Consider the following 21,684-nt stretch of genomic DNA (forward strand, 5'->3'; position numbering starts at 1 on the left):
GAGCCCGGACATTTCACAACACGCTTTTGAGACGGCCTACGCTCCCTTTAAACCCAATAAATCCGGATAACGCCCGGACCTTCCGTATTACCGCGGCTGCTGGCACGGAATTAGCCGGTCCTTATTCGTACGGTACATGCAAAGGGCCACACGTGACCCGCTTTATTCCCGCACAAAAGCAGTTTACAACCCATAGGGCCGTCTTCCTGCACGCTACTTGGCTGGTTCAGGCTTACGCCCATTGACCAATATTCCTCACTGCTGCCTCCCGTAGGAGTTTGGACCGTGTCTCAGTTCCAATGTGGGGGACCTTCCTCTCAGAACCCCTACCGATCGTAGCCACGGTGGGCCGTTACCCCGCCGTCAAGCTAATCGGACGCATCCCCATCCCTCACCGGCATAAAGCCTTTCGTCAAATTAATATGCATCTTTCTGACTGCATCCCGCATTAATCCGTCTTTCGACGGGCTGTGCCGGAGTGAAGGGCAGGTTGGATACGCGTTACTCACCCGTGCGCCGGTCGCCATCTCAGGAAATGCAAGCATCTCCCATGCTGCCCCACGACTTGCATGTGTTAAGCCTGTAGCTAGCGTTCATCCTGAGCCAGGATCAAACTCTACATTGTATAATATCTTACTGCCCCAGCCTCCGTTCACGAAGAAACAGAAGCGAAAGGCATCGTTTGCTCTGTCCAGGACCGCCGTATTCTCGGTTCAAAAAGCACCTGACATCACATTCTTGCGAATCTGACGGTTCGTTTACCTCTGGCTCCCCTCATACGAGACAAGGAGAACCGTGCTCATTGTACTACTTCTCTGTCTTTTATGTAATCTTCTTCAAAGAACTCTTTCTTCCCGCTTCAGTACTTCGTTCCTGAAAGCGGATGCAAAGGTATACACTTTTTCAATTTAATCCAAATCTTTTGAAGAAAAAGTTTCATTTTAAGATGGATTTTAACAGATATTCACACAATACTCTATACAAATTGATTTTGTACCTTATAATATATATACGCGCGCAAGCAGTTTACAAAGACACGACAGACACTGACATTACTGTCACAAAACCAAGGAACACAAGCACCGTATACATAAGTTGGTATCCAACATTTACCGACATCAAAAGATATCATATGCAATCCGCATCTTTGCCATCGCCGACATTACTTTATATAAGACAGGCAAAGCCCTCGCCCATGATGCATTCCATCACGTTCCGACTCCGGATTTTTTGATGTGCCTCCCGGGCATCAAGCGAGTTGATTGCAACTTATTTTGAACGACCACTTACTATAAAAACAAATACTGCTTAATAAAACAAAAAAGTACGGCACGCAATTTGTATCTGATGATAAAAACGCATATATTTGCAAAGCAATATCACAACAAACAAAATTCAGAACAGAAATGGAAAGAGAAAGACTTTATTATTCATCACAAGACAGGGAACTGTCATTATCCGCCGCCTTTCCGGCACTTATGCGTAAAGTGTACATATGGATGACACTTGCCCTTTCAATCACAGGCATCACCGCATACGGCGTGGCGAGCTCACCCAATCTCATAATGGCAATAGCGACCAACAGCGGACTGATGTGGGGCATTATAATAGGAACATTCGCACTCGTAATGATTATCAGTTCCGCCATAAACAGACTTTCGCTCACTACCGCCACCCTACTGTTCACGCTCTACTCCGTGCTGAACGGAATGATGCTGTCGTCCATATTCCTTGTCTACACAATGTCGTCCATCGCGCAAGTGTTCTTCATCACAGCCGGAACGTTTGCCGTAATGGCAGCTGTGGGGTACTTCACGAAAACCGATCTGACATCGTTCGGCAAACTGCTTTTCATGGCTCTAATAGGGCTTGTCATTGCCACAATAGTAAACATCTTCATGAAAAGCGGAACGATGGGACTCATCATCAGCTACGTGGGTGTGCTTATATTCGTAGGACTCACGGCTTATGACTCACAGAAAATCAAACAGATGCTGATGTCATGCGACGATGTCACTGAGAACAGCCAGAAACTTGCCCTGCTCGGATCACTGACCCTGTATCTCGATTTTCTCAATCTTTTCCTCTATCTGTTGCGCATTTTCGGAAGAAGAGAATAAAAAACACGTCTTTCAAAGATAATAAAACCGCAAGCAGTATACTTGAAGAGGAGTGTATCAATCATGATACCTCCTCTTTTTTCGTATGCTGTTCTAACACGAATCGCATCAGACTTAATCCGCAGTTCGTACTGCTGTCAGTCAGATTGATTCCAGCTTGTACCGGAAATGTAACGGTATACACGGAGAAAAAGCGAAATACAAGATGACGGAAACAGTACGGAAGAGGGATGAAAGAACCTACAATCAAGTAAAAAAACGTTATAACAGTATAATGACAGCTTCTGATTTAATGAATGTAAGCAGAAACAGTGACAGGCTGCCACATCATCTTCCCATCATTGCCATAGCGGCTCATTCTCCCAACCTACAGGAAAGCCGAGTGCAGCCTTATCTATTTCAGGAAACGAGGAAAAAAGCCTGTTCATCTTATCAAGCATATCATTGTCCGGAGATATGATGTCAAGGAAGTACTTGATGACACACATATCAAAGTAAACTTTCAGTGAATCTGTCGGCAACGTAATCCAAGGGCGTGACATTCTCATCGGCAACGTAGCACGAATAGAGAATATTCTATTCCAAATGCGGGCATGATGGCAACATGAGTTTCGCGCCACTGCGATAATGGTAAGCCATGACTCAAAAGGTGCTATCTGCAGACCGAACGATTGGGCAATACGCTTCTTTATCTTCTTATTCCTGATGTTAGAATAAATATTGGTGATCACTCCAAACGGCAGTATCTCTGTCAGCATCCATGACGGAGGATACTGATTGCTATATGTCTCCTTGAAATGATTGATGAAATCCTCTTTGGTATGGTTTAGCTCCTCTTCAATAAGACGTAAAGAGCGATTGAACTTTGAAGGGTTTGAGAATCCGTCACCATCAGTCATCCAGAATGGATTGCCCGTCATTTCCGTTCCAAAGTCCACAATAGCACAACGCACAGCCACCTCAATCTTCTCAATCTCATTGAACAAGAGCATACGGAGCTTCTTGTCAAATCTATACAGCATCATAACCTTGCCAAATGTTACGCCCTGCTTGAAAAAATGCCGTTCCTTGGGAATAGAGAGTAACGGATACATATAGGCAGACAAACGATAATAACCAATGTGGGAAAGATAATGCTTAGCCCTTTCCTCATCACTTATCTCCATACCTCTTAATTTAAGCAAACGCACCAACTCCTGTGGTGTGGAATAAGTCTTTATAAACGGAATCCTTGTTGTCATGGTTCTATAAAAAACAAAAACGACCCGCACATTTGAGCATCGTTGAGAGGCTTGGCGGGTTCTCGTGCAACAAAGATACGAATAATCATTGACAACACAAACTTTTTCGCAAGAAAGATTTTAAGAAAGTTTATTCCCAAGACATAACCACTAAGCAAATGCTCCTAATTGATTATCATCAGACAGAGTGATGTCCCAGGGAAGGAGTCCAAAATGCAAAGGTGTCACTTCTGTATCGTCAAGCCACATACCGGAAGTTCCGATGGCAGAAATCGGGCTGACACACATATGAAATAAGACACAGGCGTCCTCTTGTCTCACGTCAGGACATACTCACACATAGTATCGTCAAGACATGGCGAGAAAACAACCAATCTGTCCGGACATACCAGCACACGAAAAGAAAACATTTCTCTATCTTATCGTCTCCGCCACATAATGAAGTGACCCGACCTAAAGACAATGGGCTCTACAGCTTAACACGAAGTAAAAAATATTGACAGAACTATTTTATAAAACAGGCTGCGCCAGGCAAGATGAAAGCAAGCATTCACCGGGTCTGACTACACTGTTTGTCGGCAAAACAGATACGCTGGAGACATCCAGGTGTTTTCTTACTAAAATATTTCCCTCTCATTGTTTTTCAACAAATCATTCGCCGAGCCATATTTCTCAACCACAAGTCGCAGATTCTGTTCTTTTAAGGATGCGCACGTACCCGTTCTTACTGTTACTGACGCAATATGCCGGTGCGGGAAAGCCCGTATCATCCTGCCAAAAAGCCTTTATGAGCACGCGATAAAGGCTTTTCCGCGTGCCGGAAAAGCCTTTTCCGTCGTACAAGACACTGTTTTATACAGATGCGAGGCACACAATATGCCGGTATACAAGTGATTGTTTCAATGTGTCAGAATCAGCGCGTAGGCAGGCAGACGGCATGTTGTCTGCAAATACGCGATTCTCAGAGACTTTACGTTGTCCGCATAGTCCGATTTCCTCCACCGTATTACGTTTACTCAGTGTTTGCCAAAGACATATCCGGAGCATATCATTCCACCCATCTTCCTTTGAGTCACCTTATCCTGTTCTGCACTTGTCACGCAGACGGACGAGATATGTACGGAGCCTTGCGGAAAAGAAACGGCGGAAAGACGGAAGAATGGCGGTATGATATCATGAAAGGTTCTGTGGTTGACTCAAAGCGTCGGGATGAACAGAAACACAAACCACCGTCTCTCGAATATAAAAAAAGAGAGTCCTTGACCCGAATCAGTCATTAGAACGCCGGTCCTACATTTAAGGTTTATTGTAAGCTATTCATCCTTCTTCCGCAATGCTGCCGTAATCTTACATTCCGCCTTTTCCATGTGCAGCCCGCCACATCTTAGATGAATCTTAATACAATCCGGCTGACAGCAGCACAAAATAAGAATGAAAATATAATGACATATTCGGGGTTGAAAACCGCATCCGGCACCGTGTAACGCCAAAGACAACGCCCTCTACGCAAATGCCCCACAACCCCACACCACGCACCTTACGCATTCTGTCTCCACGGTAACGAAGCTGCGGCATAACATCTGTTATTGTAAGAGCAGCAGAGCCACATCTTTTCCGTTGGTTTACCCCGTCCCGGACTCAGGTAAGCAGCCTGACGCCGGAAGTAAAATCATGAGCCGGTTCGGTTTTGCATAAATATTCATAAAATACATCTAAAACCGCATAAAAGTGTAATTTTATGCAAAAACATTTGGTTGTTTATGCAAAAACAAGTAACTTTGCCTGCGAAAAGTGAATAAATATACAGTCATGAAAATAAAGACAAGCAGAATAGAAGCCCTTAAAATGCTTATCTCAAGCAAGGAGCTGACCTGTCAGGAGGATGTGCTCAAAGCTCTTCAGAAAGAAGGCTTCAAGCTCACCCAAGCCACCCTGAGCCGCGACATGAAGCAGTTGAAAATAGCCAAGGCTGCCAGCATGAACGGCAAATACGTCTATGTTTTGCCTAACGAGACGATGTACCGCCGCATCCCCAACCCGCCTTCAGCCCTCGAAATGCTCAAGACACCGGGATTTCTGTCCATCAATTTCTCGGGAAACATGATTGTCATAAAGACCAGACCCGGATATGCGAGCTCCATTGCCTATAACATAGACAACAGCAACATTGACGAGATACTTGGTACGATTGCCGGTGACGACACCATCTTCATAGTTGCCAAAGAAGGCACTTCGCGTGAAAGCATCGTCGAGACAATCAACAGAATAGTGAACAACATCTGATATGAACGACATATCCGAACAATAATCCGACACAGTAAAAATGGAAGAAGTAAAGGTGATAGTAGCCGATGCCACTCACGAGAAATACATCGACACAATTCTTGAGACAATTGAAAGTGCAGCAAAAGTACGCGGTACGGGTATTGCCAAACGCTCACACGAATACATCCTCACAAAGATGAAGGAGGCAAAAGCAGTCATAGCACTGGCAGGCGACCGCTTTGCAGGATTCAGCTACATCGAGACATGGGGCAACAAGCAGTATGTCACGACATCGGGACTCATTGTGCATCCCGACTTCCGGGGACAGGGGCTTGCCAAACGCATCAAGAACCTCACGTTCACACTTGCCCGCACGCGGTGGCCTCACGCCAAGATATTCAGTCTGACAAGCGGTGCGGCAGTCATGGCGATGAACACACAGCTCGGCTATCACCCCGTAACATTCGCCGAACTCACCGACGACGAGGCGTTCTGGAGAGGATGCGAGGGGTGCATCAACGTGGATGTGCTCAAACGGACGGGGCGCAAATACTGCATATGCACAGGTATGCTGTACGACCCAGAGGAGCATCTGCCTGCCAAACTGTCAGAGGATGTGCTTGAAAGAATAAAACAGCTCGGCAGCTGAAACGGCGTCAGCAGCACGACATCCAGCCCGACCGTGCGGACGGTTCCTTTTCCGTCATTAAGGAAGAGACAGGAAGCGCGCAAGACGGCAAACACAAATCAGAATCACAAAAAAACGAGAATAATGAAAAAAGTAGTTGTTGCATTTTCAGGAGGACTTGACACCTCATACACAGTGATGAAACTCGCACAGGACGGATATGAAGTACATGCTGCCTGTGCCAACACCGGCGGGTTCAGCGAAGAACAGCTGAAGGCCAACGAGCAGAACGCCTACAGACTGGGAGCCGCCAAATACGTCACCCTTGACGTCACTCACGAATACTACGAGAAATCGCTCAAATACATGATTTACGGAAACGTGATGCGCAACAACTGCTACCCCATCTCCGTATCGTCAGAGCGTATATTCCAGGCAATAGCGATAGCGCGGTATGCCAGAGAGATAGGAGCCGACGCCATAGCGCACGGCTCTACCGGAGCGGGCAACGACCAGATACGTTTTGACATGACGTTTCTCGTCATGGCACCAGGCGTGGAGATAATCACACTTACACGCGACAAGGCTCTCTCCCGTCAGGAAGAGGTGGACTATCTCAACGCGCACGGATTCAGCGCAGACTTCACAAAGCTGAAATATTCATATAATGTAGGAATATGGGGCACGAGCATCTGCGGAGGCGAACTGCTCGACTCGTCGAAAGGGCTGCCAGAGGAGGCTTATCTGAAACATGTCACGCAAACTGAAGAGCAGCTGCTGAGAATCACCTTTGACAAAGGTGAGATAACAGCCGTAAACGACGAACCGTTCGACGACAAAATAAAGGCGATACAGAAGATTGAGGAGATAGGCGCGGCATACGGCATCGGCAGGGACTGCAATGTGGGCGACACAATCATAGGAATAAAGGGACGTGTAGGTTTTGAGGCTGCCGCTCCGAAGCTCATCATCGAAGCCCACCGTCTGTTAGAGAAATACACTCTGAGCAAATGGCAGCAATACTGGAAGGACCAGATAGCCAACTGGTACGGAATGTTCCTGCATGAGAGCCAGTATCTCGAGCCTGTCATGCCGGACATAGAGGCTATGCTCACATCGTCACAGCGCAACGTGAGCGGAACGGCAATACTGAAGCTGCGCCCGCTCGGGTTTGAGACCGTAGGAGTGGATTCGGTAAACGACCTGCTCAAATCGAAGCTCGGCGAATACGGTGAGATGCAGCACGGCTGGACGGCAGAAGAGGCGAAGGGCTTCATCAAGGTGCTCAGCACTCCTCTGAGGGTCTACTACGGCATTCATCCTGACGAAGAAAGATAAAAAAACATACTTATGACCGGAAGAAAACTATATTTGTCGGACACCGACAAGAAGATAGCAGGCGTATGCGGCGGACTCGCCGACTATTTAGACATCGACGCGACCATCATACGCATCATATGGTTTGTTGCCGCATTTTTCTACGGCACAGGCTTCATCCTTTATCTTGCCTTCTGGCTCATTGTACCACGCGAAAGAAACATTATCCCATGAAGATAGGAATATTAGGCGCAGCCGGCTACACAGCCGGCGAGCTTCTGCGGCTGCTTATAAACCATCCGCAGGCAGAGATTGTGTTTGCCAACAGCGAAAGCAACGCCGGCAATCCCGTCACCGATGTACATGAAGGGCTCATCGGCGATACTGATATGCGCTTCACATCCGAAATGCCGTTCAGTGAAGTGGACGTGGTGTTCTTCTGTTTCGGGCACGGCAAGAGCGAGGCGTTCCTGAAGGAGCATGCCATACCGTCGGATGTGAGGATTATAGATCTCGCGCAGGACTTCCGCATCAAGTCTCCGGGCAACGACTATGTTTACGGTCTGCCGGAAATAAACAGGGGTCTCATTGCACATGCCAAGCACGTGGCAAACCCCGGATGTTTCGCCACATGCATACAGCTCGCACTTCTTCCGGCAGCCGCAATGGGACTGCTCACGTCTGACATCTCGGTCAACGCCATAACAGGAAGCACGGGCGCAGGACAGAAGCCGTCGTCCACCACTCACTTCTCGTGGCGTGCGGACAACATGAGCATATACAAACCGTTCTGCCACCAGCACGTGCCTGAGATAAGGCAGAGTCTGACACAGGTGCAAGGCTCGCTGCCGTGCGACATCGACTTCATTCCCTATCGCGGCAACTTCGCACGCGGCATATTCGCCACATCTGTAGTGAAGACCGACGCGACACTTGACGACATCACGGCAGCTTACAAGGATTTCTACAAAGACGCGCCGTTCACACACTATTGCGACAACGCCATTGACATGAAACAGGTTGTCAACACCAACAAGTGTCTCGTACACTGCGACAAGTTCGGCAACAAACTGCTTGTCACGTCATGCATAGACAATCTGCTGAAGGGTGCCGTCGGACAGGCTGTGCAGAACATGAACATCATGTTCGGACTTGACGAACGGTGCGGACTTGCTCTCAAAGCATCGGCTTTCTAAAACAATATCGGCATGGCAAAGTTCGACAAAGACCTTTTAGCAAACTCAATCATAGTTGGCGCGCTCGTAGCAGGCGTGTTATACATCATCATCACCACATTAAGCAAATAAGATGAAACTATTTGACGTTTATCCTTTATACGACATAAACATAGTACGGGGCAGAGGCTGCACCGTGTGGGACGACAACGGTCAGGAATACCTCGACCTTTACGGAGGACATGCCGTCATCAGCATAGGCCACTGTCATCCGGTATACGTAGAGGCTCTCAAGAATCAGCTCGACCGCCTGGGCTTCTACTCAAACTCAGTTGTCAACACTCTGCAACAGCAGCTTGCCTCACGCCTTGGCAAGGTATGCGGATATGAGGACTATCAGTTGTTTCTCATCAACAGCGGAGCGGAAGCCAACGAGAATGCCTTGAAACTGGCGTCGTTCCACACAGGCAGAACCCGCATACTCTCGGCGCAGAAAGCCTTTCACGGACGCACGTCACTGGCAGTAGAGGCTACCGACAATCCAAAGATTATCGCTCCGGTCAATGCCAACGGGCATGTGACTTATCTGCCGCTCAATGACATCACGGCATGGGAACGCGAACTGGCAAAGAATGATGTCGCAGCTGTGATACTGGAGTGCATACAGGGAGTGGGCGGCATACGTCTTGCCACCCCGGAGTTCGCGCAGGAACTGCAGACGGCATGCCGCAGACACGGCACCGTACTCATATGCGACGAGATACAGTGCGGCTACGGTCGCAGCGGCAGATTCTTCGCCCATCAGTGGCTCGGCATACGTCCTGACCTCATCACCGTGGCAAAAGGCATAGCCAACGGTTTCCCGATGGGAGCAGTGCTCATATCACCCGACTTTGTGCCGTCATACGGGTTGCTCGGCACTACCTTCGGAGGCAATCATCTGGCATGTGCCGCAGCGTTGGCGGTACTTGATGTCATGGAGAAAGACAATCTTGTGGAGAACGCATGCAAAGTGGGCAACCGTCTTCTCGAAAAGCTCGACTCTCTGAAAGCCACACAGCCGCACATCACCGACGTACGCGGTCGTGGTCTGATGATAGGCATCGAACTCGACATTCCCCACAAGGAAGTACGCTCACGACTGATTCACGACGAGCACTGCTTCACAGGCTGTGCGTCCACAAACATCCTGCGTCTGCTTCCACCGCTTTGCCTCACTGAGGAACAGGCAGACACATTCATCGAAAAACTCAAACGCTCATTATGAAAACAGCTATAATAGGCGTGGGTGCCATGGGAGGCGCAATTGCCGAAGGAATGCTTCACAGCTGTAAAGTCAATCCTGCTGACATCATAGCAGCCAATCCACACACCGACAAGCTCTGGCATCTTGTTGACGCCGGAGTCATGGTCACATCCGACAACAAGGCGGCAGCCGCAAAGGCTGATGTCGTCATAGTGGCTGTAAAACCTTGGCTCGCTGAAGACGTAATGAAAGATCTCAAGACAGTCATGGACTACCGCCGCCAGGTGCTTGTATCTGTAGTGGCAGGTGTCACTGCCGCGCAAATAAACGGATGGATGCAGAAAGACGGTGCTCTGCCTCAACTGTTCCTTGTCATACCAAACACTGCTGCGTCAATATGCGAGTCCATGACCTTCATCGCACCATGCAACGCCTCGGAGCATAATACCGAATTGATAAAAAAGCTGTTCGACAACATCGGCTCCACCATAATTACCGATGAGCGTCATCTCGCGGCAGGCATGGTTCTCGCCTCATGCGGCACGGCATTCGCCTTGCGCTACATACGCGCGTCTGCAGAGGGCGGCGTAGAGCTCGGATTCCGTGCCGCTGAAGCCACACGCATTGTCGCGCAGACCGTAAAAGGTGCTGCTTGTCTGCTCATGGATTCCGGAAGCCACCCGGAGGAGGAAATCGACAAGGTCACAACAGCCGGAGGACTGACAATAAAAGGACTTAACGCCATGGAGCAGGCTGGATTCACCGGAGCGGTGATACAGGGGCTGAAGGCAGCTGGGAAATAACCGCCTCAGTACCAAAGCCATTCCAGCGGATATACATTCCTTAACGCATCCCTGCAACTATTGGACTCAACGGCAGCCTCTCTGTTCTCGCCGTCACTTCTTGCGGGCTTATTCAAAGGAGCGTATTCAGCCATACTCCGCATCAGACTTTCCTCGGTATATTTATCAAGAGCCTTAGAAGCAGTCAGACTATTCTGCAATGTGGAACGCAGTTTCTTGTCAGTCCCGGAATCGTTTATAAAGCTTTCAAGATAGGTGGTCTCCGCTTCATCAAGCCCATTCATACCCAGTCATTCTCCGTTATAAAAAAATCAGCAAGCCATAAAAAGCATGTGTATAGGCTCTGTCAAAACTTGTAGAACATCCATCAAGGTTGGGGTGTAAGGCCTTGATCTTTTCCGCGTAAAGCTACTTGTGTAGGTTGTAAGTATCCAAAATGGGATTTCTACCGCGCAGTGATTTTCTCTGCATCATCGCAATATGACTGCGGCAACCCGTTTATTAAGCAAATTTAACTATCGGGGGGGTAAATTAGGAAAGGTTATATATCTTTGCAAATATATAACAACAATATATTATTACATATGAAAAAAATATTTTTATCATTCGTCATTGCTCTTGCCACACTAACAAGTGCATCAGCACAAAATGTCACAGTGAAAGAGCCGGAGTTTGCAGAAGAGACTCTTCTTTTAACTTCCGATTCAGAAGGAATAAAATTATCGCGAGAAAACGGGACTGTTAAAACCAAAGCCGGTGCAAGTCTGTATCTTACCGGTATCGGTAAAGTGAAGACAAGACTGACTCTCAAAGGAACAAAATCAACAAGCAAGGGCGTCGGAGGTTCTACTACACGACTCATTGTAAAAGCCAAGGACAATAACACTGATCCCAATTCTTTTATTTCTATCTTCAAGTTTGAAGTGACGAGAAAAGAACGCAGATACCAACTTGCAGAAGCAGGGACTTTGTCAAAGACAGAAAGCAACAATCTTGCAAGTGTTGAATACAAAGCGAAGAAATACGGTGAAAGTTCATACTATATTGTTATGGAAAATCTTACTCCAGGTGAGTATGGCATTGTTATAGGTGACCCGAATAATGAAAACACGAAAAACGGAATGAAAGTGACAACATTTACCGTTGAATAAATAAAGCCACGACAAAAAAACGAACTTTATCTATCCCAATATGACTGCTTCCATATAGATATTGTATGGAAGCAGTTTTAAAAAAATACCAGTTTGAGAAACATATCACAACACTCCGTTACTGCCAAGCTATATTACCGATGACAGACTTCATGCAATCATAATTGAGACGCACAAATATGCATGAACATACGCTTCTGTCTTGACTTTATTTTGACATTCCGTTTTATCAAAACAGAAACGGGGCATACGTATGCCGTTTATAAAAAGCGGATAAAGGCACAACCGTCACGACACATCAGCCAACCTGTGATGCCGGAAAGGTACTCCCGACTGACCGGAATGCGCTTTCAGACTCACCGGAAAGGCTGTATTGCATGTCCGGAAAGGCTCTGCTGACAGGCGGAAAAGGCTCTTCGGGAAGACGGGAAAGGCTTTTCCGCGGCTTCGGAAAGGTAATCCCGGGACGGAAAATAATGCAAACGGCTGACTTACAGTACATTAAACAAACCGTCTGAAAATCGCGCGGAAGCGGGCGGGATGTCCTTCATGCGCATACAGACGCCTCTCGCGGAGTTGACACTCTGCCGCCGCCGTGCCGCTTACGTATATAAATACACTTTCCAGAGAATTATCGTATAAATATGCACATTACGGCTCCGTTTGTGCCATATGGCTTACAAAAAGCAAGCCAAAGCACGCTCCATGTGATAAAACATCATATTAAAGCCCATATGAAAACGGGTTTTTGAAAAATAATTATTAATTTTGAGCCATTAAAACTATAAACATCACGAATATGGAAGATGCAATAAAGCAAATAGGTCAAAGGCTGAAAGGACTGCGCGAAGTGCTCGACATCCCCGCAGAGGAGGTGGCGCAGCTCTGCGAGATACCGCTCGAACACTACATGAAGATTGAGGCTGGCGAGGCAGACCCGTCGGTCTACCGCCTGTCAAGAATATCAAAGCGTTATGGCATCGCGCTCGACGTGCTGCTCTTCGGTGAGGAACCGCGCATGAGCACTTATTTCCTCACGCGCAAGGGACAGGGAATGAGCGTGGAACGGCGCAAGGACTACAAGTACCAGAGCCTTGCGGCAGGCTTCAGGGGAAGGAAGACCGACCCGTTTCTCGTGCAGGTTGACCCCAAGCCGGACGGCACACAGCACAACAAGAACTCACACGAGGGACAGGAGTTCGACGTCGTGCTGGAAGGCGTTCTTGAGATTACGATAGGCAACAAGACCATGGTGCTCAACGAGGGAGACAGCATCTACTTCGACGCATCGCAGATGCACTGCATGAAGGCGGTGGGCGACAAGCCGGTGAAATTCATATGCGTGGTGATATGAAGCATACATGCGCAGAGCGGCAAAGCCGTGACGGCATGACTTTTTCATCATGAACATCAACATATCATACTGGAATCAAATGATAGAAAGATTTTTAACACAGACTCACTTCTCATCGGAGGAAGACTATCGCAGGAACCTCCACTTCAAGATACCGGAGAACTTCAACTTCGCTTACGACGTGATGGACGTGTGGGCTGAGGAACAACCCGACAAGACGGCGATGATATGGACCGACGACGAAGACCATGAGAGGATATTCACATACAAGGAAATGAAACTGCTGAGCGACCGTACGGCTGCCTACTTCGCATCACTGGGGATAGGACACGGCGACATGGTGATGCTCATTCTCAAAAGACGGTATGAGTGGTGGCTCGCCATGCTCGCGCTCCACAAGCTCGGAGCGGTGGCTATACCGGCTACGCACATGCTGACGAAGCACGACATAATATACCGCAACAACCGCGCCGGAGTGAAGGCGATAGTATGCGTGGGCGAGGAATATGTGCTCACGCAGGTGAGCGAAGCCATGCCGGAGAGCCCGACCGTGGAGACTCTCATAAGCGTGGGTCCCGATGTGCCAGCCGGTTTCCACGACTGGCACGCCGAATGGGAGGACGTTCCGGCGTTCGTCAGACCAGAGCACGTCAACAGCAACGGCGACACCATGCTGATGTATTTCACCAGCGGCACCAGCGGAGAGCCCAAGATGGTGGCTCACGACTTCCTCTACGCCCTCGGACATCTCGTCACCGGAGCGTTCTGGCACAACCTCTCTGAAGACAGCATACACCTCACCGTGGCAGACACGGGATGGGGAAAGGCTGTGTGGGGCAAGTTCTACGGACAGTGGTTCGCCGGAGCGGCGGTGTTCGTGTTCGACCACGAGAAGTTCACCGCCGACAAACTGCTGCGCAAGATAGAGCAGTATCACATCACATCGTTCTGCGCGCCGCCCACCGTATACCGTTTCATGATACGCGAGGACTTCTCCAAGTACGACCTGTCGTCGCTTCGCTACTGCTGCACGGCGGGCGAGGCGCTCAACCCGGCGGTGTACAACAGGTTCTACGAGCTCACAGGCATAAAGATGAAGGAGGGCTTCGGACAGACCGAGACCACCATGACGCTCGGCACAATGCCGTGGACCGAGCCGAAGCCGGGAAGCATGGGACTGCCCAACCCGCAGTATGACATCGACCTGCTCCGCCCCGACGGCACACCGTGCGAGGACGGAGAGAAGGGGCAGATAGTGGTGCGCGTGGGAAAAGACAAGCCCATCGGACTGTTCAAGGGATACTATCGCGACGAGGAGCTCACAAGGCGCGTGTGGCACGACGGCATATACTACACCGGCGACATGGCATGGCGCGACGAGGACGGGTACTATTGGTTCGTGGGAAGAATAGACGATGTGATAAAGAGCAGCGGCTACCGCATAGGTCCGTTTGAGGTGGAGAGCGCGCTGATGACCCATCCCGCGGTAGTGGAGTGTGCCATCACAGGCGTGCCCGACGACATACGCGGCATGGTGGTGAAAGCCACCATAGTGCTCGGAAAGGAATGGAAGGACAAGGCGGGGGACGACCTCGTCAAGGAACTTCAGAACCATGTGAAGCATGAGACGGCTCCTTACAAGTATCCGCGCATAATAGAGTTCGTGGACGAACTGCCCAAGACCATAAGCGGAAAGATACGCCGCGTGGAGATACGCGAGCGCGACAGCAGGGAGAACAACTGACAACAAGCTCACAACAACACCTGAGAAAACTATGAGACTGGTGATAAAGGCGGGAAGCAACGTGCTCACCCGCCCCGACGGCAAGCTCGACATAACGCGCATATCCGCACTGACAGACCAGATAGCGTGGCTGCGTGGTGAGGGACACGAGGTGATTCTCGTGTCGAGCGGTGCCGTGGCTTGCGGCAGAGGAGAGCTGAGGAAGACGCGGCACATGGACAGTGTGGAGCAGAGGCAGCTGTTCTCCGCACTCGGACAGGCAAGACTCATAAACCTCTACTACGACCTCTTCCGCGAGTATGGCATTCATGTGGGACAGGTGCTCACCATGAAGGAGAACTTCTCTTCGCGCCGCGCGTATCTCAACCAACGCTCGTGCATGCGGGTGATGATTGAGAACGGGGTCATACCCATAGTCAATGAGAACGACACCGTGAGCGTCACCGAACTGATGTTCACCGACAACGACGAGCTGTCGGGACTCGTGGCGTCGATGATGAACGCCGACATGCTTATCATACTCAGCAACGTCGACGGCATATACACAGGCGAGCCGGGAACGGAAGGGGCTGAGGTGATAAGGGAGGTGACACCGGGCGACGACGTCACTGCCTTCATAAGCCCGTCACGGAGCAGCGCGGGGCGCGGTGGAATGGCTACGAAATGCGGCATAGCGCGCAAGGTAGCCGACGAGGGTATAGGCGTAGTCATTGCCGACGGCAGACGGGAGGACATCCTGAGAAAGCTCATCACGCAGCCCGAGAGCGTGCCTCACACCACGTTCCTGCCCGCTGGCTACGGTGTGTCGGGGGTGAAGAAATGGCTCGCCCACAGCGACAGCTTCGCCAAAGGGACACTGCGCGTCGACGACAAGGCGGTGCGCGCGCTCCGCTCCGACACTGCGGCAAGCCTGCTGATGGTGGGAGTGACTGCCGTGGAAGGTGAGTTTGAGGAAGGCGACATAGTCAGCATCGTGGCAGCCGACGGACAGAGGCTCGCCGTGGGACGCAGCGCATACGGCAGCGACGAGGCACGGCGGCTTATAGGAAAGCATGACGTGAAGCCTGCCGTGCACTACGATTATCTTTATATGGAATGACAATTAAAAACACATAACCGTGGAACTGACTGGATTATTCAGCAAAGTAAAGGAGGCAAGCCGGTGTCTCACGGACATCGGGGAGGAGCGCAAGAACGCCATACTCACAAGTCTGGCTGACGCCATAACGGCTGGGAAAGACTCTCTGCTAAAGGCAAACGCACTTGACCTTGAGCGTGCCGACAGCGGCAGTCCGGTGTTCGACAGGCTCAGGCTCACCGGAAAGAGGCTGGACGACATAGCCGATGGCATCCGCGACGTGGCTGCGCTGCCCTCACCCACAGGCAGGGTGCTCATGGAACGGACAATGCCCAACGGACTGCGCCTGCGCAAGATAAGCGTGCCGTTCGGGGTTATCGGAGCGGTGTATGAGGCGCGCCCCAACGTCAGCTTCGACATATTCGCCCTGTGCCTGAAAAGCGGCAATGCCTGCATACTGAAAGGCGGGAAGGATGCCGACAGCTCAAACAGGGCTATAGTAGGGCTCATACACGATGTGCTAAGGCAGAACGGCATGGACACATCGGTGGTTGAGCTGCTGCCTGCCACACATGAGGCGACGGCGGCGATGCTGCGTGCCACCGGTTATATCGACGTCTGCATACCGCGCGGAGGGCGCGGTCTCATCGACTTCGTGCGCCGCACGGCATGCGTGCCGGTCATCGAGACGGGAGCGGGAGTGGTTCACACTTACTTCGACAAGGACGGTGACACCCTCATGGGGAGCCGAATCATAGAGAACGCGAAGACAAGACGCGTGAGCGTATGCAACGCTCTCGACTGCCTCATCATTCACAGCGCGCGTCTGAAAGACCTGCCCGCGCTCGTGGCTCCGCTCAAAGAGCACAATGTGAGGATATATGCCGACGCACCGGCTGCCGCACAGCTCACCGCACATTATCCGGAACGGCTGCTCGGCACAATATCTCCGGAGAGTGAGGACGACGTATACGGTACGGAGTTCATGGACTACGCGATGTCCGTAAAGACCGTAGCGAGCGAGGAGGAGGCTCTCAGCCACATCGCCCGCTACGGCTCCGGGCACAGCGAGTGTATCATAACCGGTGACGAGCGTGCGGCACGCCGGTTCCAGAGAAAAGCCGACGCGGCATGCGTCTATTGGAACGCTCCGACAAGTTTCACCGACGGCGCGCAGTTCGGACTGGGTGCGGAGATAGGCATAAGCACCCAGAAGCTCGGTCCGAGAGGTCCGATGGGACTCGAGGAGATGACCACATACAAATGGGTGATTGACGGTGAGGGACAGACAAGAGACGCCTGACGCACCGTCAACGGCTTCTCACACCTGTACGCCACGTACACCGCAAGGACATAACAGACAACAAACAACAAAACATAAGAACATGCATACATTCTTCAACGTGGAAGACCTGGGGTGTCTCGACAAGGCTTTGGACGAGGCAAGGGAGATAAAACAGAACAGATTCGGATATCAGTCGCTCGGCAAGAACCGCACTCTGCTGATGATATTCTTCAACAACAGCCTGCGCACAAGGCTGAGCACGCAGAAAGCGGCGATGAATCTTGGAATGAACGTCATTGTGCTCGACGTCAACGCGGGGGCATGGAAGCTGGAGACCGAACGCGGTGTCATCATGGACGGTGACAAGTCCGAGCATCTGCTCGAGGCTATTCCGGTGATGGGTTCCTACTGCGACATCATCGGCATACGTTCGTTTGCCGGACTGACAGACCGTGAGTTCGACTATGCGGAGACCATTGTGCAGCAGTTTGTAAAATACAGCGGACGCCCGGTGTTCGCCATGGAGACTGCCACAGTGCACCCTCTGCAGGCTTTTGCTGACCTCATCACCATTGAGGAGCATAAGACCAAGGCGCGCCCGAAGGTTGTGCTGACATGGGCTCCACACTGCCGCGCGCTGCCGCAGGCTGTACCCGACTCGTTCGCACAGTGGATGAACGCCGCCGATGTGGACTTTGTCATAACCCATCCCGAAGGATATGAGCTCGACCCGAAGTTCACCGGGAACGCGCGCATTACCTATAATCAGATGGAAGCTCTCGAAGGCGCCGACTTCGTATACGCTAAGAACTGGAGCTGTCCGGGCGTGACACGCCCCGAGGACTATGGCAAGATTCTCTGCAAGGACATGTCTTGGACAATAGACAGCCGCCATATGGCAGTGACGGACAACGGCAAGTTCATGCACTGTCTGCCCGTACGGCGCGGACTTATCGTCACAGACGACGTGATAGAGGGTCCTTCATCGCTCGTCATACCGGAGGCGGCAAACCGCGAGATTTCCGCTGAGGTGGTGATAAAAAGGATGCTTGAGGCTCTTTAGGACGGTTAATCCGTGCGACAATTTCGCTTCACCGTCTTATGAGGCATAATATTTTACATCGCTGCCTGCACATTACACCTTAATATATTAAGGCACTTCTGTAGCACATCAGCAATGCCGGCAGAAAGCAGGGATGTAAAGTGTTATGCCTCTTTATAAACCAGTATATAAGCATACGTCACACTTTCACACACGCACAACGCACCCGACTGATAGCTGAACACTTTATCATGCGCCTTTACCGTGTCCGCTCCAATATGGCGTATCGTTGTAAAAATAGCTGATTTTATTTTGTGCGGCATGCTATTTGCATTATCTTTGCAGAAGATAAGCTACGGTTCGGCAATATCAATCATGATAAAACATCGTTTCATCTGATTGCTGCTGCACTCACCTTGCATTATCTTTGCAGAAGATATATCCGTGTTTGTGAAAACGAAATTGTATTTTCCCTACAATCATCGGATTGTCTTCATTAACAATAAACCGTAAAGTCGATAACGCGGATGCCGAAGCCGGGTGGCTCGGCGGGAGCGTTTATTTAAACAGGAATAATAAAATGTCGTGTATTTTACATATTGAGACAAGCACCGACGTGTGTTCGGTGGCAGTCAGTGAGGACGGAGCCTGCATATACAGTAATGAAGATTACGGTGGTCCTAACCATGCAGTGAAACTCGGTTCGTTTGTCGATGAGGCACTGTCGTTTGCCGACAGCCATGCCATACCGTTCGATGCGGTTGCCGTGGCATGCGGTCCAGGCTCTTACACAGGACTGCGCATAGGCGTGTCTATGGCAAAGGGAGTGTGCTACGGCCGTGATCTGAAGTTGCTCGCGGTTCCTACACTCGAGCTGCTTGCGGTTCCGGTGCTTCTCGGAGAGAAGGTGGAAGAGGGCGCGTTGCTGTGTCCCATGATTGACGCACGCCGCATGGAGGTATACGCCGCCATATATGACAGGTCGCTGAAGACAGTGAGGGAAGTGGGCGCCGACATCGTTACGTCAGATACCTACCGCGAGTATCTTGACCGCGGACCTGTATATTTCTTCGGAAACGGTGCCGCCAAGTGCATGCAGGAGATAAATCATCCCAACGCGCGGTTCATCCCCGACGTGAAGCCTCTGGCTAAATGGATGTCGCCCATTGCCGAGAAACGCATGGCAGAGGGACGCTTTGAGGATGTGGCATACTTCGTTCCGTTCTATCTGAAGGACTTTGTCGCCAAGAAACCGGCACGACAACTATAACGCATACGCATACAATGAATATTGAAGGATTAGACTACAACACCCAGCGGGAGAAGCTCGTCATGCCTGAATACGGGCGTGAGGTGCAGAGCATGATAGACTATGCCGTGACGCTGGAGGACAAGGAAGAGCGCAAACAATGCGCTACGGCAATCGTGGCAATCATGGAACGAATGTTCCCACAGGCTGCCGGAACTGCCGACTTCCGCCAGAAACTGTGGGATCATCTGGCTATAATGAGCGGCTTCAAGCTCGATATAGACTATCCGTGCGACATAAGCAAGGCGGGCAAGATAACCGAAAAGCCGGCTCCGGTGGAATATCCTATGAAGAAGATACCCGTGAGACACTATGGAAGCATGATGTTCAAGATATTCGACAAGCTCAAGACAATGCCAGACGGACCTGAGTACGACGAGCTTGTACGCATCACAGCAAATCAGATGAAGCGCGACCTGAAGCAATGGAGCAACGGGTCTGCCGATGACGAAAAGGTGGCATCAGACCTCGCGGCGTACACCGGCGGACGGGTACAGCTCGACCTTGACGCTTTCGAATTTGAGAAAACGGCTGTCAGAGAAACAGAACGCAAACGCAAAAGGAGATAATCATGGAATCGTTTGTCATCGAAGGCGGACACCCGCTTAAAGGCTCTATATCCCCGCAGGGGGCGAAAAACGAGGCGCTCGAGGTGATAAGCGCTGTGCTGCTCACCGGAGAGGAGGTGAGGATAAGCAACATCCCGGACATCCTCGATGTGAACAATCTCATACTGCTCCTGCAGAACATGGGCGTGAAAGTGACGCGCAACTCGCGCAACGACTACACTTTCAAGGCTGACGAGCCTGATTTCAGCTATATGGGAAGTGACGAATATGTGAGGAAATGCTCGTCATTGCGAGGCAGCGTCCTGCTCATGGGACCGCTGCTCGGACGCTTCGGCAGGGCTACAATAGCCGAACCCGGAGGCGACAAGATTGGCAGACGGAGGCTCGACACGCACTTTCTTGGGTTCAAGTATCTCGGTGCCGAACTGGTGGTAGACGATGAACGCAATGTCTACAACATCGAGGCGGAGAAACTGAAAGGCTGCTATATGCTGCTCGATGAGGCGTCCATAACAGGCACCGCCAACATCATCATGGCGGCAGTACTGGCGGAAGGCACAACAACAATATACAATGCGGCATGCGAGCCTTACATACAGCAGCTGTGTCACATGCTCAACGGCATGGGCGCGAACATCAGCGGCATCGGCTCAAACTACATTACCATCGTGGGTGTGAAGTCGCTCCACGGTACAACCCACCGCATTTTGCCCGACATGATAGAAGTAGGCTCGTTCATTGGAATGGCTGCCATGGTGGGCGACGGAGTACGTATAAAGGACGTGTCGTTGCGCAATCTGGGCATCATTCCCGACGCGTTCCGCCGTCTGGGCGTACTTCTTGAGACGGAAGGCGACGACATCATCGTTCCCGGACAGGAACATTATGAGGTCGACTCGTTCATTGACGGCACAATAATGACGCTCGCAGACGCTCCGTGGCCCGGACTGACGCCAGATCTTCTTTCGGTTCTCATTGTGGTGGCAACGCAGGCACGCGGCAGCGTATTGTTCCATCAGAAGATGTTCGAGAGCCGGCTCTTCTTCGTGGACAAGCTCATTGACATGGGAGCACAGATAATACTGTGCGACCCTCACCGCGCCGTGGTGATAGGACACGACCGCCGCAGGCAGCTAAGGGCGGGACGCATGACAAGTCCTGACATACGTGCGGGCATCGCACTCCTCATCGCCGCCATGAGCGCAAGAGGCATAAGCCGCATAGACAACATAGCTCAGATAGACCGCGGATATGAGGACATCGAGTCAAGACTGAACGCGCTCGGTGCCAGGATAACCCGTACCGACTGCTGACGGACGTAATCCGGCATACCGGAAAGATATATTTTTACAGCTCT

19 protein-coding genes and 1 rRNA gene are annotated in these 21,684 nt (G+C 50.8%); 17 read left to right on the forward strand and 3 right to left on the reverse strand.

Annotated features, from left to right (window positions below; genetic code table 11):
• Nucleotides 1–625: ribosomal RNA gene (locus BN4609_RS00005) — 16S ribosomal RNA — on the reverse strand; the annotation flags it as partial.
• Between the two features lie 781 nt (nucleotides 626–1,406).
• Here BN4609_RS00005 and BN4609_RS00010 point away from each other — a divergent pair.
• Nucleotides 1,407–2,120 (forward strand): Bax inhibitor-1/YccA family protein, encoded by a 714-nt coding sequence (locus BN4609_RS00010; protein WP_021993420.1) that lies wholly within the window; start codon nucleotides 1,407–1,409, stop codon nucleotides 2,118–2,120.
• Between the two features lie 338 nt (nucleotides 2,121–2,458).
• Here BN4609_RS00010 and BN4609_RS00015 read toward each other — a convergent pair whose 3' ends face one another.
• Nucleotides 2,459–3,361, reverse strand: coding sequence for an Abi family protein (locus BN4609_RS00015; protein WP_068854733.1), 903 nt, complete (start codon nucleotides 3,359–3,361; stop codon nucleotides 2,459–2,461).
• Nucleotides 3,362–5,170: 1,809 nt separating this feature from the next.
• Here BN4609_RS00015 and argR point away from each other — a divergent pair.
• From argR to proC, 7 genes are all read left to right on the forward strand, one after another.
• On the forward strand, nucleotides 5,171–5,644 hold the full coding sequence (gene argR / locus BN4609_RS00020) for an arginine repressor (RefSeq protein ID WP_021993416.1): 474 nt from the start codon (nucleotides 5,171–5,173) through the stop codon (nucleotides 5,642–5,644).
• 40 nt (nucleotides 5,645–5,684) lie between these two features.
• Nucleotides 5,685–6,275 (forward strand): GNAT family N-acetyltransferase, encoded by a 591-nt coding sequence (locus BN4609_RS00025; RefSeq protein ID WP_021993415.1) that lies wholly within the window; start codon nucleotides 5,685–5,687, stop codon nucleotides 6,273–6,275.
• Between the two features lie 123 nt (nucleotides 6,276–6,398).
• Entirely contained in the window at nucleotides 6,399–7,592 is a 1,194-nt protein-coding gene (locus BN4609_RS00030; RefSeq protein ID WP_068854734.1) for an argininosuccinate synthase, read from the forward strand.
• Between the two features lie 12 nt (nucleotides 7,593–7,604).
• Nucleotides 7,605–7,805 (forward strand): PspC domain-containing protein, encoded by a 201-nt coding sequence (locus BN4609_RS00035; protein ID WP_021993413.1) that lies wholly within the window; start codon nucleotides 7,605–7,607, stop codon nucleotides 7,803–7,805.
• Entirely contained in the window at nucleotides 7,802–8,767 is a 966-nt protein-coding gene (gene argC / locus BN4609_RS00040; RefSeq protein ID WP_068854735.1) for an N-acetyl-gamma-glutamyl-phosphate reductase, read from the forward strand. The genes BN4609_RS00035 and argC overlap by 4 nt, the downstream gene beginning before the upstream one ends.
• 112 nt (nucleotides 8,768–8,879) lie before the next feature.
• Nucleotides 8,880–10,013: an aspartate aminotransferase family protein gene (locus tag BN4609_RS00045; protein ID WP_068854736.1), complete on the forward strand. Its 1,134-nt coding sequence runs from the start codon at nucleotides 8,880–8,882 to the stop codon at nucleotides 10,011–10,013.
• Nucleotides 10,010–10,795, forward strand: a complete 786-nt coding sequence (gene proC / locus BN4609_RS00050; RefSeq protein ID WP_068854738.1) for a pyrroline-5-carboxylate reductase — start codon at nucleotides 10,010–10,012, stop codon at nucleotides 10,793–10,795. The genes BN4609_RS00045 and proC overlap by 4 nt, the downstream gene beginning before the upstream one ends.
• A 5-nt stretch (nucleotides 10,796–10,800) precedes the next feature.
• Here the strand turns inward: proC and BN4609_RS00055 are convergent, their stop codons facing one another.
• Nucleotides 10,801–11,079 (reverse strand): hypothetical protein, encoded by a 279-nt coding sequence (locus BN4609_RS00055; RefSeq protein WP_068854740.1) that lies wholly within the window; start codon nucleotides 11,077–11,079, stop codon nucleotides 10,801–10,803.
• A gap of 300 nt (nucleotides 11,080–11,379) precedes the next feature.
• On the opposite strand from BN4609_RS00055, the gene BN4609_RS00060 reads away from it, so the two are divergent.
• The 9 genes from BN4609_RS00060 (at nucleotide 11,380) to murA (ending at nucleotide 21,640) form a co-directional block, all read left to right on the forward strand.
• Nucleotides 11,380–11,946, forward strand: coding sequence for a hypothetical protein (locus tag BN4609_RS00060; protein WP_021993408.1), 567 nt, complete (start codon nucleotides 11,380–11,382; stop codon nucleotides 11,944–11,946).
• Between the two features lie 799 nt (nucleotides 11,947–12,745).
• Entirely contained in the window at nucleotides 12,746–13,300 is a 555-nt protein-coding gene (locus BN4609_RS00065; protein ID WP_021993407.1) for a helix-turn-helix domain-containing protein, read from the forward strand.
• A 79-nt stretch (nucleotides 13,301–13,379) separates the two neighbouring features.
• Nucleotides 13,380–15,044 carry an AMP-binding protein gene (locus BN4609_RS00070; protein ID WP_068854981.1) on the forward strand — a complete coding sequence of 555 codons (1,665 nt, stop codon included), beginning with the start codon at nucleotides 13,380–13,382 and terminating at the stop codon, nucleotides 15,042–15,044.
• A 31-nt stretch (nucleotides 15,045–15,075) separates the two neighbouring features.
• Nucleotides 15,076–16,143: a glutamate 5-kinase gene (proB, locus tag BN4609_RS00075; protein WP_068854742.1), complete on the forward strand. Its 1,068-nt coding sequence runs from the start codon at nucleotides 15,076–15,078 to the stop codon at nucleotides 16,141–16,143.
• A gap of 19 nt (nucleotides 16,144–16,162) precedes the next feature.
• Complete coding sequence (locus BN4609_RS00080; RefSeq protein ID WP_068854744.1) at nucleotides 16,163–17,425, forward strand: glutamate-5-semialdehyde dehydrogenase; 1,263 nt, start codon at nucleotides 16,163–16,165, stop codon at nucleotides 17,423–17,425.
• An 82-nt stretch (nucleotides 17,426–17,507) separates the two neighbouring features.
• Entirely contained in the window at nucleotides 17,508–18,470 is a 963-nt protein-coding gene (locus BN4609_RS00085; RefSeq protein ID WP_021993403.1) for a Rossmann-fold NAD(P)-binding domain-containing protein, read from the forward strand.
• Nucleotides 18,471–19,029: 559 nt separating this feature from the next.
• On the forward strand, nucleotides 19,030–19,719 hold the full coding sequence (tsaB, locus tag BN4609_RS00090; protein ID WP_021993402.1) for a tRNA (adenosine(37)-N6)-threonylcarbamoyltransferase complex dimerization subunit type 1 TsaB: 690 nt from the start codon (nucleotides 19,030–19,032) through the stop codon (nucleotides 19,717–19,719).
• A 14-nt stretch (nucleotides 19,720–19,733) separates the two neighbouring features.
• Nucleotides 19,734–20,327 (forward strand): DUF4290 domain-containing protein, encoded by a 594-nt coding sequence (locus BN4609_RS00095; protein ID WP_068854746.1) that lies wholly within the window; start codon nucleotides 19,734–19,736, stop codon nucleotides 20,325–20,327.
• A 2-nt stretch (nucleotides 20,328–20,329) separates the two neighbouring features.
• Entirely contained in the window at nucleotides 20,330–21,640 is a 1,311-nt protein-coding gene (gene murA / locus BN4609_RS00100) for a UDP-N-acetylglucosamine 1-carboxyvinyltransferase (protein WP_068854748.1), read from the forward strand.
• Nucleotides 21,641–21,684: the final 44 nt, after the last annotated feature.

Origin of the sequence: Leyella lascolaii, assembly GCF_900079775.1 — a bacterium.
Classification (GTDB): domain Bacteria; phylum Bacteroidota; class Bacteroidia; order Bacteroidales; family Bacteroidaceae; genus Prevotella; species Prevotella lascolaii.

Excerpts from the sequence above, each read along its gene's own strand:
- BN4609_RS00010 (WP_021993420.1), top strand. The coding sequence starts at position 1,407 with ATGGAAAGAGAAAGACTTTATTATTCATCACAAGACAGGGAACTGTCA.
- BN4609_RS00015 (WP_068854733.1), bottom strand. The coding sequence starts at position 3,361 with ATGACAACAAGGATTCCGTTTATAAAGACTTATTCCACACCACAGGAG.
- argR (WP_021993416.1), top strand. The coding sequence starts at position 5,171 with ATGAAAATAAAGACAAGCAGAATAGAAGCCCTTAAAATGCTTATCTCA.
- BN4609_RS00025 (WP_021993415.1), top strand. The coding sequence starts at position 5,685 with ATGGAAGAAGTAAAGGTGATAGTAGCCGATGCCACTCACGAGAAATAC.
- BN4609_RS00030 (WP_068854734.1), top strand. The coding sequence starts at position 6,399 with ATGAAAAAAGTAGTTGTTGCATTTTCAGGAGGACTTGACACCTCATAC.
- BN4609_RS00035 (WP_021993413.1), top strand. The coding sequence starts at position 7,605 with ATGACCGGAAGAAAACTATATTTGTCGGACACCGACAAGAAGATAGCA.
- argC (WP_068854735.1), top strand. The coding sequence starts at position 7,802 with ATGAAGATAGGAATATTAGGCGCAGCCGGCTACACAGCCGGCGAGCTT.
- BN4609_RS00045 (WP_068854736.1), top strand. The coding sequence starts at position 8,880 with ATGAAACTATTTGACGTTTATCCTTTATACGACATAAACATAGTACGG.
- proC (WP_068854738.1), top strand. The coding sequence starts at position 10,010 with ATGAAAACAGCTATAATAGGCGTGGGTGCCATGGGAGGCGCAATTGCC.
- BN4609_RS00055 (WP_068854740.1), bottom strand. The coding sequence starts at position 11,079 with ATGAATGGGCTTGATGAAGCGGAGACCACCTATCTTGAAAGCTTTATA.
- BN4609_RS00060 (WP_021993408.1), top strand. The coding sequence starts at position 11,380 with ATGAAAAAAATATTTTTATCATTCGTCATTGCTCTTGCCACACTAACA.
- BN4609_RS00065 (WP_021993407.1), top strand. The coding sequence starts at position 12,746 with ATGGAAGATGCAATAAAGCAAATAGGTCAAAGGCTGAAAGGACTGCGC.
- BN4609_RS00070 (WP_068854981.1), top strand. The coding sequence starts at position 13,380 with ATGATAGAAAGATTTTTAACACAGACTCACTTCTCATCGGAGGAAGAC.
- proB (WP_068854742.1), top strand. The coding sequence starts at position 15,076 with ATGAGACTGGTGATAAAGGCGGGAAGCAACGTGCTCACCCGCCCCGAC.
- BN4609_RS00085 (WP_021993403.1), top strand. The coding sequence starts at position 17,508 with ATGCATACATTCTTCAACGTGGAAGACCTGGGGTGTCTCGACAAGGCT.
- tsaB (WP_021993402.1), top strand. The coding sequence starts at position 19,030 with ATGTCGTGTATTTTACATATTGAGACAAGCACCGACGTGTGTTCGGTG.
- BN4609_RS00095 (WP_068854746.1), top strand. The coding sequence starts at position 19,734 with ATGAATATTGAAGGATTAGACTACAACACCCAGCGGGAGAAGCTCGTC.
- murA (WP_068854748.1), top strand. The coding sequence starts at position 20,330 with ATGGAATCGTTTGTCATCGAAGGCGGACACCCGCTTAAAGGCTCTATA.